This window comes from Veillonella sp. Ser01 (assembly GCF_053850375.1).
Genome location: NZ_JBSPUA010000003.1, coordinates 59,538 through 72,130 on the forward strand (window position 1 = coordinate 59,538; position 12,593 = coordinate 72,130).

General features: G+C 39.5%; 13 protein-coding genes and 1 tRNA gene. 13 read left to right on the forward strand and 1 reads right to left on the reverse strand.

The window, feature by feature from the left end:
* Positions 1–70: 70 nt before the first annotated feature.
* The gene (locus ACWTVK_RS06585; RefSeq protein WP_456046338.1) at positions 71–1,687 is read left to right on the forward strand and encodes a membrane biogenesis protein AsmA; all 1,617 of its coding nucleotides are present in this window, start codon (positions 71–73) and stop codon (positions 1,685–1,687) included.
* A gap of 127 nt (positions 1,688–1,814) precedes the next feature.
* Positions 1,815–2,204: a hypothetical protein gene (locus ACWTVK_RS06590; protein WP_456046339.1), complete on the forward strand. Its 390-nt coding sequence runs from the start codon at positions 1,815–1,817 to the stop codon at positions 2,202–2,204.
* Positions 2,205–2,377: 173 nt separating this feature from the next.
* Here ACWTVK_RS06590 and ACWTVK_RS06595 read toward each other — a convergent pair whose 3' ends face one another.
* On the reverse strand, positions 2,378–3,124 hold the full coding sequence (locus ACWTVK_RS06595) for a stalk domain-containing protein (RefSeq protein WP_456046340.1): 747 nt from the start codon (positions 3,122–3,124) through the stop codon (positions 2,378–2,380).
* Between the two features lie 249 nt (positions 3,125–3,373).
* Between ACWTVK_RS06595 and ACWTVK_RS06600 the strand changes: the two genes are divergently transcribed.
* The 11 genes from ACWTVK_RS06600 (at position 3,374) to hydE (ending at position 12,552) form a co-directional block, all read left to right on the forward strand.
* A complete protein-coding gene (locus ACWTVK_RS06600) occupies positions 3,374–4,144 on the forward strand; it encodes a hypothetical protein (RefSeq protein ID WP_456046341.1) in 771 nt (256 codons plus the stop codon).
* A 95-nt stretch (positions 4,145–4,239) separates the two neighbouring features.
* Entirely contained in the window at positions 4,240–4,737 is a 498-nt protein-coding gene (queF, locus tag ACWTVK_RS06605) for a preQ(1) synthase (RefSeq protein WP_005387511.1), read from the forward strand.
* A 49-nt stretch (positions 4,738–4,786) separates the two neighbouring features.
* Positions 4,787–5,599 (forward strand): hypothetical protein, encoded by an 813-nt coding sequence (locus ACWTVK_RS06610; protein WP_456046342.1) that lies wholly within the window; start codon positions 4,787–4,789, stop codon positions 5,597–5,599.
* 213 nt (positions 5,600–5,812) lie between these two features.
* Positions 5,813–6,727: a cysteine synthase A gene (gene cysK, locus ACWTVK_RS06615; protein ID WP_295869182.1), complete on the forward strand. Its 915-nt coding sequence runs from the start codon at positions 5,813–5,815 to the stop codon at positions 6,725–6,727.
* 103 nt (positions 6,728–6,830) lie between these two features.
* A complete protein-coding gene (gene epsC, locus ACWTVK_RS06620; RefSeq protein WP_303939061.1) occupies positions 6,831–7,439 on the forward strand; it encodes a serine O-acetyltransferase EpsC in 609 nt (202 codons plus the stop codon).
* A 96-nt stretch (positions 7,440–7,535) separates the two neighbouring features.
* Positions 7,536–7,626, forward strand: a tRNA-Ser gene (locus ACWTVK_RS06625).
* A gap of 203 nt (positions 7,627–7,829) precedes the next feature.
* On the forward strand, positions 7,830–8,582 hold the full coding sequence (locus tag ACWTVK_RS06630) for a hypothetical protein (protein ID WP_456046343.1): 753 nt from the start codon (positions 7,830–7,832) through the stop codon (positions 8,580–8,582).
* Positions 8,583–8,601: 19 nt separating this feature from the next.
* Complete coding sequence (locus tag ACWTVK_RS06635; protein WP_456046344.1) at positions 8,602–9,861, forward strand: Nramp family divalent metal transporter; 1,260 nt, start codon at positions 8,602–8,604, stop codon at positions 9,859–9,861.
* Positions 9,862–10,105: 244 nt separating this feature from the next.
* On the forward strand, positions 10,106–10,708 hold the full coding sequence (locus ACWTVK_RS06640; RefSeq protein WP_060925028.1) for a hypothetical protein: 603 nt from the start codon (positions 10,106–10,108) through the stop codon (positions 10,706–10,708).
* Entirely contained in the window at positions 10,686–11,429 is a 744-nt protein-coding gene (locus tag ACWTVK_RS06645; protein ID WP_456046345.1) for a YaaA family protein, read from the forward strand. The genes ACWTVK_RS06640 and ACWTVK_RS06645 overlap by 23 nt, the downstream gene beginning before the upstream one ends.
* The gene (hydE, locus tag ACWTVK_RS06650) at positions 11,416–12,552 is read left to right on the forward strand and encodes a [FeFe] hydrogenase H-cluster radical SAM maturase HydE (protein ID WP_456046346.1); all 1,137 of its coding nucleotides are present in this window, start codon (positions 11,416–11,418) and stop codon (positions 12,550–12,552) included. Before ACWTVK_RS06645 ends, hydE begins: the two co-directional genes overlap by 14 nt.
* The last annotated feature ends 41 nt before the right edge of the window (positions 12,553–12,593 follow it).

Here is a 12,593-nt window from a genome sequence, read left to right on the forward strand (position 1 = left end):
ATCTGAGTGCTTAAACAGACAAAAGACAAGGTTGAACCAAATTATAAATGCATCGTGATATAATAAGGCTATGAAACATTACATACGTTCCTATTGGACAAAATATAAACAATTGTATAAGAAAGGCTTAAAAGGTATTGCTGCTTTTCTTGCCATTGGAGCGATTATAGTCTTTGTGCTCGCTACGATAGCGAGCCGTGGAATGGGCGTTATTTTTAACGAGGTAATGGCTCGTCAAACGATGATGAGAGGGACTGTAACGGTAGAGAGTTTAACTGCAACACCATGGGGGACATTATCCTTTACTGACTTGGTATGGAAGGATCCAGAAGGCCGAGAGTTGCTCACAGTGCCAGATGGAAAGATTCGCGTTAATATGTGGAACGTAATAACACGGAATTTTAAGGCCTCTGCTATAAACGGAATCGAGCTAAATGATGCGACAATTGTAGTCGATTTAGACGATAACAACCGTCTTGACTTTGTGCCTGCTTCGCCTGATGTAAATAAGCCACTCAATGAGGTAGAGCCGCGACCTAAACCTCCTAAAAAGACGACTCAAGAGCGACAGGAGGAACTGGGCAAGAAAGTTCGTAACTTTAATTGGGACGGTCAACATTTAAATCTTACGATTACATTGAGAAATAACCAGCTGGAAATCTTTCAGAAAAATCGTCACTATGTAATGAAGAACGTGAATTCTAAGATACATCTTGATAGTAACCGTGCTATTCGCATCGATATGGAGACGGGTAAGTTCGGTGGCACAGCCATTGGTGATGGTCTTACACTAAAAGGTCGTGTTGATCTAAAGGATGTATTAAAGCATCGCATGCCTCAGTTAGACTTACAGTTTGATGTAAAAGGTGTAGACCCATCATCACTCGGTTTTGGCGATAATATCCACGATGCAATGACCTTGCTGACAAAGGTAACAGGTGATTTTAATCGTCCATTGGCTAAAGGTCGTGTAACAATGCCTGTTTTGCGTATTCCTGCGCTTACCTTTGAAAATGTAGTAGGCGATGTAACGTACCAAGATGGCATTTTGAATTTCTCTAACGTGAATGCCAATGTGTACAACGGTAAACTAGAGGCAAAAGGTGTGTATAATTTAGATACAAGGGCCTACACCATTACGGGAGTTGCCAAGGATTTAGATAGTAGTGTGGCTCTCAAAACGCCTGAGTTCGTCGTTCCTGTGTCGGCGAATTTGAACTTTAAAAGTGAAGGGCAGCCTCGTGATATGGAGGTGTGGGGGAACTTCTGGTCTGGTGAAGGGCATTATATGCTCATTCCCATTAAAAGTATTACAGGGAACTTTCACAATAAGGGACGGCATTTGTCATTTAGTGATGTGAAAGTAAATACGAATATTACCACAATTTCAACAGATGCGTTACGTATAGATAATGGGCAACTCACCATGAGACCACTTAACATTACATCCCATGGGGGCAGTAATTTTATCATCTATGATGAAGACTCATTTGATGAGCTAGATGAGAATATGGATCGTATTAAATCTGGCATGAAAAAGGCCCGAGAAAATAGCAAAGAAGCGTCTAATTCGGCTAAAAGTATGGATAATATCAAGCCTCCTGAGGATATTAAATCATCTTTTGATGATTTAAAACGGCAAATGGATGGCGTTAAAAATGGACTTAAAAGTATTCAAATTAAGTGATAAATGAAATGTAGATGATGTTTAGTTTCTTTCATTGTACGTTTAATTAATTAATTTATAATAAATCCCCGTTATCAGAATTTTTGATAACAATGCATTTCTTTTAGTACTTGCTATGGAGGTTTTTATGAAAGCATCTAAACAATTATCTATCGTTTTGGCTGCATCTGTACTTGCGTTCGGTGTAGCTACATTGGCGCCACAACAAGCGGACGCTTCTTATGGCTATAAATATACTGACTCCCAACGCCCACCAGTATCCACTCCAACAGGTTATGTTAATCCAGCTATGGGCTCTACTGTAACAGTTACAGATCCTGCACCTGCTACAAATAAATTGACTACTCCTAAAGCTAGTGTTAATAGCACTAAAGTGACTGATGTTGCACCTAAATATTCCGATTACAATGATATTGCAGCATACTCTTTAGCTGTGGCTGATTATTTCATGGCGAAGATTATGGCTATATATGGTAGTGGTAATACGGCACTTAACCGCTATGGTTTTGGTAAATAGTTTCCTCAACTTAGTAGGCTCAATCTCAAATAATTGGATTTGAGTATAATTAAATTTAGCCATAACTAGATTTGGTCATATAACACAAAAAAGGTCCCTTTATGGGACCTTTTTTATGTGTCTAGATTGCGTTAACGACGTACTAGATTTGTTTAACAATCTAATAGATCTACTTATCGATCTAATCCATTAGCACGTTGGTATTCAGATACTTCTGTAGCTGTTGTTTGTTCATCTGTTGTGACAGTATCTTTGGCTAACGATTTTTTGATTTTGATAAGTGGTTTTTCTTTAGCTTTTGGATCTTCTTTTTTCTTCACATCTTCTTGAGATGGTGGTAAGAATGTATTGAGTTCATTCTTATGAGATACCTCTGTGTTTGTAGTGGATGCCAATTGTGCGCGTTGAGGGGCGATGAAGATTTCATCCTTTGTAATTTTCACGTCGTTCAATAATAATTTGAACACTTGAGGTTTTACAAAGATTGTGCCGTCTACTTTGCGAGCTGCAGGCAAGAAGGTTTCAGATGTATCAAGGTTGATAATCTTTAATTTGCCATGGCGGACTACTTCAGCAGAGTCTGGTTGGATTGCTAATGTAGCAATGTTCATATCTACCAACGCTGTTTTAGTAGGCTCATCCCAAGCCACTTTGTAGCCTAATGCTTCAGATACTTGGCGCAATGCTACGAGGGGTTGACCATCTACATAAATTACATTTTGTTGACCATTGATAGGCTCTACAACTTTGCCATCTACATTAATGTGATGAGCAGTTGTAACAGATGCAGGTTTTTCAAGGTTCATTGCTGGGCCAGGATTTTCCATGCCAATAGCTGCTTGTGCAGGTTGTACCGTGCCAAATGTGAAAGCTAGTGCACCTACAGCGATGCTAGATAAAATAAGCTGTTTCAATTTCATAAGGGACCTCCATAAGGTGTTATATCATTCTGAATGTATTAACGTTACCAAATGTATATGAATATTTTATTATAAACTTAAATTTTATGCAATTTAAATATCGAAGGAAGAACATAATGTGATCTATGAAAAAGAGCTTGTTTATTGAGGCTTGTTGTCGTTATATAATTGATACAAAGAAAGGATATGATAATAATCATGAAACCTATAAAATCAATACGGAGTATATATAACCAAAATGATATATATATGTTAGAACGAATAGGACCATATAGCATAATAAATGATAACCATCAAGGGCTTATTGTGTTGGATTCCTCATGGAATGAAGTGAAAAGAATTAAGGTAGATGAAAATCTGTTTTATCCTGAAGCTAGATATATAGATTACGTTAATAATAGGATGCTTTTTAAGTTGGAAGCATTTTTGTGTTTAGTTGACATTGAAAGTAGTGGGGTTAAATTAATAGAGCTTCCTGATGATCTTCAAGATATATATTTCTCAAACTTACATTGTTTCTGTAAAGATCATATTATGATAGATACGAGTAAGAATGTAGTATCTTTAGATTTGATTGACTTCAAAATTACAGTGCTAGAACTTACTTCTGTTGATGAATATCCATTTAATGAGTATCAAAATAGATATAATGGAATAGTTATGTATTTTAGAAAGAATAAATTAATCTGTCATGACTCTGGGAATATAATAATTATAGATGGTACAAGCGTTATTGAAATTCCAGATGTAGTTTCTATTAAATACTATCAACTAATAGCATCTAATACATATTTGTTAGCGATTGGTGAAAATCAGCTACAGCTTATCAACTTAGAAAATGCTAGTGAAAGTAAAATTATTTCTTTTGCATCTCCGTGCTATTGTGTTGGTGCAGATATATTTGAGGAACAGGATACAATCCATATCTCCCTTTTATTAAATAATGATTGGGAAGAGATTATGCGTGTGGAAGAATATGCTTTTACCTTTGATGAATTGCAAGGAAATGTAGTGTTATAGGTGATTTTTAATATGCTATAATTAAGTGTTACATGAATTATTTAATATATCTTAATTATAGATAGAGTTATAGAGTTTACAGAAAGAGGTTCCTTATGGCATCCGGCAGATCTGAAAAAGAGTTACAAGGGGTAACGATGTTAGGTCACAAGACCGATTACCCAACTGATTATGCACCACAGGTGTTAGAGGCGTTTGATAACAAACACCCTGATAACGATTACTTCGTTAAGTTTAACTGTCCTGAGTTCACTAGCTTGTGCCCTATGACAGGTCAACCAGACTTTGCGACAATCTATATTTCTTATGTACCAGATAAGAAAATGGTAGAGTCCAAGTCTTTGAAATTATACCTCTTTAGTTTCCGCAATCATGGGGACTTTCACGAGGACTGCATCAACATTATCATGAAAGACCTCATCAAGTTGATGGATCCTAAATACATCGAGGTATGGGGCAAGTTTACGCCGCGTGGTGGTTTGTCCATCGATCCATACGCAAACTATGGCAAGCCTGGCACGGAGTGGGAAAAGACTGCCAAAGAGCGTCTTCATTTCCACGACATGCAGCCTGAGCGCGTAGCATACCGTTAATATGGCATACGAATATTTAACAATGGTCACATCGTTCATAATGTTTTTTATGATTGGTGTGACCTTGTCTATACACCCTGCGTCGATTATGGTTGGGACGAATACCTATATAGAATCACAAGGCAAATGGACTCGATGGAACGGCTATATTATCTTTGTGTTGCTCTTATTTGTTATGGACCTGTTCCTAACAAATGCTGTATATCTAGCCTTTTACGATATATACGGCAACCTTATGAACATAGGCCATCTCGATGTTGATTTTATGGATGTTTTCTTTAGTGAAAGTTTCCAAATCGTTGTAGCGGTCTTGTTTTTGCTTGTGTTATTCCAAGTTTTGGGACTTGTCGATATAGCCCATGGTGAAAGAAATCTATCCTTTTACTACAGCCAAGTAGAGGCGGGTAAGGAGCAGCCCTCTTGGATGGAGCGATACATGGAACGCGAGAAGGGCTCGCTGGGGGCAAGTATAATAGGACTCCTATACATGCTCTGGATGACTAAGAGGAGCCTGTGGACATATATTATCTGTATTGTGTGGTTCAAGGTGTTAGCTATGCTAGTAAATGTACTAGTTTCACCCGTTATCAACCGCATTATGCATGAAAATCATGAGCTGTCTACGCATCTACTGCTAGATCCATATATTATTTCTTATGTAATGGCAGGCTTCCTATGGGGCCATGTAGCGTTACATCATGACTTAAGTAAAGCATCTGGTTTGGCAAAGAGCGTTGTTATATCTTTAGTTCCTCGCCTAAGTGTATTGGCGGGGGCCGTTCTCTTTATTGGATTGGCGCTAGCCATCATATTCGTGCCTATCACTTGGGATGTGGTGGTGGACGTGCTTACAAGTAAATAGATGAACCTAGTTATTTCCTGTGTTTTTAGGGTATTAAAAGCTATTCTCATTCTCTTGACAATGAATTGATTCAGGTGTTAGAGTATGGTTGTATTAATCGGAATACATAAACGTTTATACCCAGTGTATAGTGAGTAACAAGGTGAAATACATATCGTCCTTGGGATATTCCTGAGGACGATTTTTATCATCTGTCGCTAGAGGGAGGATCAGATGAGCATAGTAACAAATCAAACAACTGAACTGATTGGTAAAACTCCGGTATATCAATTACCAAATACCAATATTTATGTAAAACTTGAAAAATATAATGTAGGTGGCTCTGTGAAAGACCGTGCCGTTCTTGGTATGTTACAAGATGCCAAGGAGAAAGGCCGCATCCATGAGGATAGTATCATCGTAGAGGCTACAAGTGGCAATACAGGTATTGCTCTTGCCATGGTGGGTGCTATCTTACATATTAAAACTGTAATTATTATGCCTGAAAGCATGAGTAAAGAACGTCGTGAACTTATTAAAGCGTACGGTGCACAGCTCATCTTAACACCAAAAGAAACGGGCATGAAGGGAGCTCTTGAACGAGCCAATGAAATCTTAGAGAAATATCCTAATGCGTTTACGTTGGGCCAATTTGTAAATCCTGCGAATCCAGATATACATTACCGTACTACGGGGGCTGAAATCGTAGAGCAAGTGCCGAATGTAGACGTATTTGTGGCAGGTATCGGTACAGGTGGTACTTTCACAGGTGTTACTAGACGTTTGAAAGAGCATAATCCGAATCTGAAAGCTATCGCAGTGGAACCAACAGGATCTCCGGCCATTACAGAAGGCAAGGGTGGGCCTCACAAAATTCAAGGCATTGGTGCGGGCTTTATTCCTGAAAATTTCGACCAAAGCTTGATGGATGGCGTACAAACTGTAAGCGATGAAGAAGCCTTTAGCGAAGTACAAACCTTTATGCGTGAAAGCGGTGTTTCTATTGGACTTTCAGCGGGGGCAGCTATTGTAGCAGCTAAGCGCATTGCACGAGAAGAACCAAAGGCGAATATAGTGGTTATTGCACCAGATGGGGTAGAAAAATATTTATCCCTTTTGGATTTTGCTAATAACGAATATGTAAAGTAACGGATTTCGCATAGATAAAACATCTTATGTATAGGAATACAGACCACATATGTTGTATACTATATATTATTATATGAGTAGAGTTATTTGAGATGGAGTCACTATGATGCAAGGTTTGCGCGAATTATGGGGCAAAATTCAATATAATATAAAGCGCGTAATGGATTCTGACCCAGCCGCAACAAGTGTGTGGATGGTTATTTGGACGTATCCACATATTACGGCCTTATTCTGGCATTTCTTTGCACACCGCCTCTATAAGGCGGGGTGGCCAACCTTGGCGCGTCGTGTAGCATTACATTCTCGTCACGTAACGGGCATTGAAATTCATCCAGGTGCAACGATAGGCCGCGGTTTATTTATTGACCATGGTATGGGCGTTGTAATCGGTGAAACCGCCATCGTAGGTGATAATGTAACACTGTTCCATCAAGTAACGTTAGGCGGCATGTCCTCTAAACAGGAAAAACGACATCCAACTATTGAAGATGAAGTACTCATCGGTACAGGTACGAAAATTTTAGGTGATATTACCATTGGGGCGCGTACCAAAATCGGTTGTAACCTTGTTATTAAACATGATATCCCGAAAGACATGGTTATTTTTGAAACGGATCCAGAAAATATGTATGTCCGTAAACCTCGTCGTACTAATAACGGTAAGACTGAGGAAAAGAAAATCCCCGATGGCTATATAGAATACTATATTTAATATAGTAGTAAAACAAATCTGGTTCATCGAATCTATGTTGAAATAATACGATTGACAATGCCTTATTGGGTATGATATGATTACCCAGTAAAGCATGGAGGATTACTCAAGAGGCTGAAGAGGACGGTTTGCTAAATCGTTAGGGCGGGTTACCGTCGCTAGGGTTCGAATCCCTAATCCTCCGCCATGCTGAGACCTCACATCACGCGATGTGAGGTCTTTTTGTTTATTGTAATATTTACTAGGTATGGACCTTAATGTGTAAGGACTTAAATGAGTTTAAGGTCTTGTAAATATTGATGTATACAGGCGTGTAAGGTTATAGAGTTGACGTATGACAAGGGGTTTCATATAATAGATTGTATAAAATGTAATTTTAAGGAGACTCTTATGAATATAAAATATACACGTCACATGAATTTACTTCGTCGCGCTATCGGTATTGGCACATTATGTCTTGTTGCCTCTGTTGGCTTTGTTCATGCTGAAAGCATTGCTATTCCAAGTGCACGTCCTATGGTGGATGGTGTTAGTGCTGATGTAGAAACTGTTAGTAGCTCTAGTAAAGCACAACATCATGTGAGTGCAGGTGTAATTACGCCAAGTGATTGGACGTATACGGCATTACAAACGTTAATTAAACACGGTGCTATTACAGATACACATGGTTTTGTCTTTGATGGCAATACAAGCTATACAAAGGATGAGCTTATGCCTCTTATCGATGAGGTGGTAACAAAACGGGAGCAAATGAACGAAAACGATCGTCAATATGCATTGCGCATTTATCAAGAAAATATGCGTGATGTAATGGACTATCGTATTGCTCGTGATAAGAAGGTTACGCAAGAGCGCCGTCAAAAATTAGACGAAAAACGTGCTGAAAAAGCTAAGAAATCTGGTAAAACATACCAAGTATCTAAATCTCAACAAGAGGCTTTAGATAGCGCTAATGATGAAGTGGCAAAACCAGAAGAGCGCGCTTTAACAGATGAACAAATCAAAGAAAAAATGAAGAAATTCAAAATTGATGATTCTCGTGTTAAAGTAAATAATAATGTGCGCATCCGTTATACCGGTGGTAAGGATACAAAATCTAAAACCGATGCTCGCATGCAAACGGAGATGACCTTTACTCTATAACCCTTAATAAGGAGTTATAATGATTGATTTCTTAAAGAAACAGTTGTTTACTGTTCACCAAAATGGTAAGCACCAGGTGAGCGAGGCCTTTAAATTTATAGGGCCTGGCATTATCGTAACTGTAGGGTTTATCGACCCTGGCAATTGGGCGGCTAATCTAGCTGCCGGTGCTAGTTATGGTTACGAACTTTTATGGGTAGTAACACTATCTACAATTATGCTCATTCTATTGCAGCATAATGTGGCTCATTTAGGCATTGTACGGGGCCAATGCTTATCCGAATGTGCTTATGAATTCTTGCCTCCCTATGTATCTCGATTTGTGTTGAGTACAGCGGGCATTGCAGCTGCGGCGACGGCATTGGCTGAATTTATCGGCGCTGCTATTGCATTGAAAATGCTCTTTGGCATTCCGCTTCTGATAGGTAGTGTATTAACGGCCGTTATATGTACTGTTATGCTCATTACAAACTCCTATCGAAAACTGGAGCGGATTATTGCCGGTTTTGTATCCCTTATTGCATTGGCCTACCTCATTGAGGTCAATATGGTCAATGTAGACTGGGCGGCAGCAGGCATTGGTTGGGTAAATCCTAAGATTCCGAATGAATCGATGCTCGTTATTTTGAGTATCTTAGGGGCTGTTATTATGCCTCACAATTTGTTCTTACACTCAGAAATCATCCAAAGTCGGCAATTCAACACGCAAGATCCTTCTATAATGAAGCGCCAATTGCGTTATGAATTCCTGGACACCTTATTCTCTATGGGGATTGGGTGGATGATTAATTCCGCCATGATTTTACTGGCGGCGGCAGTGTTCTTTACTCACGGCATTGAAGTAACAGAGCTTGAACAGGCGGAGGAGTTGTTACGACCTCTCATTGGCCCTGCAGCAGGTACTATCTTTGCTATCGCATTGCTCTTTGCGGGCTTTGCCTCTTCTGCTACAGCAGGTATGGCTGGAGCGAGTATATTTGCAGGCATGTTTGGTGAGTCTTACGATATGAAAGACTTCCATACTCGATTAGGCTTGGCTTTAACATACATTCCGGCATTGTTGTTGATTGTATTTGTTACTGATTCATTCCAAGCATTGCTAATCTCTCAAATGTTCTTGAGTTTGCAACTACCTATTACAATTTTCTTGCAGCTCTATATGACGAGTAGCCGTAAGGTGATGGGGCAATATGCGAACCATAAATATACGAATGTACTATTATGGGGTATTGGTATTGTTGTTACTGTAATGAATATTTACCTACTCATTGTAGGGTAATAGGAAAAGACCGTGTTAGCGGTCTTTTTTTGTATAATAGGTGTTTAAAAATGATAAAATTATATTAATCATGTAACATTGTTTTATTAGAATTACTTTGTCATATAACTGGTATAGTTGTTATGTAAAAAGTGTATCTATGAATACCCATGTGGGCTATAAAATATGTTACAATTAAAGATAGTATAAATCCTGTAGGGAACATTCCCTCACCAGTGTAATAGATAGAAATTAGGAGGACCTAATGGCAGAGGAAGTAAAAGTACAAGATGCAATGCAATCTGATTTCAGTGTTGTAGTAAACGACATTGCAGAGGAATTATTAACGCGCCTAAATATGGATGAGGATGGCTCTGTTATCGACATGTTCCAAACAGGTTCTTTTGATCCTTGGCAATTATTCGTGTTCTTTGGCGCTTTAGAAAAAGCTCTCGTTGATTTTAGAACTGATAAACGCAAGAAAACAGTTATTGTTCACGCCCAACCTGAGGCTCTTATCGGCATTGGTCGCGTGGTAACACCTGTATCTACTATGCTCGAACACGTTCTAATGTCTCGCTTGAACGACATGAGCGAAGGTCGTCTAGAAACTGGCATGCTTACAGTATCTGCTGGCAGCATCGACTACGAAGGTGTAAATTTAAAAGGTCGTCACGTTGTTATTGTATGCGATCTTGTAGATGAAGATTCTGATTACCTTAAAGAATGCATTAATTTATGTAAAGAAATGAAAGCTAGTCATGTAGTGGCTGTGCCTCTTATGTTGTGGAATCCTGAGTTGATCGACAATTTGACAGAGGAAACTATCAAGGCGGAATTATCCCATGAAAATCGTCCTCTCTCCTAGTAAGACAAAAACGATTACTACTGTTGGCAATGATGAGGCAGTACATACTGCAGTTCAGGACGGTCAATTTCAACCGCACATTACGCAAGACATTGTAAAACATGTGCAGTCCCTAGATGTGGCGGCCCTTGGTAAGGCTTTGAAACTCAAGGATGATAAGGCACAGGCGCTCTTTGATTTTTATCAAGATTTTGAGTCCCAGCCAGTAGGTATTGCTTGTGAAAGCTACGATGGTATTGCTTTCAAATATTTAGACTGGCAGAACTTGTCTAATGAGGCTAAGGCCTTTGGTGAAAGCCACCTTGTTGTGATGTCTGCGTTGTACGGTGTCGTAGAGCCTACGATGGGCGTGCGCGATTATCGGCTTGATATGGTTGATAAGGTAGGTATTAATCTATACGACATATGGCGGGAAACTGTGGATGCATACTTTCACAAGGAAGATTGGATCCTAAACCTAGCATCTAAAGAATATGCCAAAATGGTGAACCATCAGAAGGTGGTAACCGTTGAATTTTGGGAATTACGAGGCGATGCGTTTAAACAGATGAGTACGTCCTCCAAAATGAGTCGCGGTGTGATGGCTCACGAATGTTTAACAGCACAAGTGCAACATGTGTGTGATTTGCCGCGCGAAGTGAATGGGTTTACCTGTGTCACTGACATAGATTCCATTACTATACCAAGCGAATCGATGACGGTTCGTTATGAAAGGAAGTGATTGTTTGCAAGTGCAAGACATTCTCGGAAAAGACCTCGTTGGCGATGAATGGCTAACCGAGGATGAGCTAAGATTTCTCATGTCTGTAACTGATGAAGAACAGTTGCAGTTAATATATAAAAAGGCTTATGAAGTAAAGGCAAAATATGTACAGCCTGTAGCGTACTATCGTGGCCTCATCGAGTTCTCGAACCGATGCATTAAGAATTGTAATTACTGCGGTATCCGTCGTGAAAATGATAAGACGGAACGCTTTGATATGAATCGTGAAGACATCATCAAGATGGCGCAGTGGGCCTATGACCATGAATATGGTTCTATTACACTTCAATCTGGTGAACGCAGTGATGATATATTTGTCGATTATGTGGTAGATCTTATTCGCGATATTAAAGCCATCGGCGATGGTTCCCTGGGCATTACGATGTGCGTAGGGGAACAAAGCGAAGAGGCGTATCGCCGCATGCGTGAAGCCGGTGCTAGTCGTTATTTATTGCGCATTGAAACAACAAATAAAGAACTGTACCATAAAATTCATCCTCAAGATGAATTGCACTCCTTTGAAACGCGCGTTGAATGCTTACGTCGTTTGCGCCGCGTAGGCTTCCAAGTAGGTACAGGTGTCATGATTGGTTTGCCTGGTCAAACGGAAGAAGATCTCGTGAATGATATCTTGTTCTATCGCGACATGGATATTGACATGATCGGTATGGGGCCTTATGTAGTACATCACGATACGCCGCTAGGCCAAGAGGCTTTAGCGATGGGAATTGATGACGAAGCTGGTAAATTGCGCCGTATTCAATTGGGTCTCAAGATGATTGCGTTAACACGTTTATTCTTAAAAGACGTAAATATTGCGGCTACAACAGCATTACAAGCTTTGTATAAACTTGGCCGTGAAAAAGGCCTTGCTGCAGGTGCCAATATTTTGATGCCTATTATTACAATCCCTGAACATCGGGCCAAGTATTTGTTATATGATAACAAACCTTGTGTAGATGATAATGCAGATAAATGTAAAGACTGCTTAACGCGCCGCGTAATGTCCATCGGTGATACCGTTGGCTGGAAGCAAAATGGTGACTCCAAACACTACGGCAAGCGTACGGGAGAGTTTTAGTTTTCTCTGTGTATTTAATTCATTGATCCTATTATAAGTTT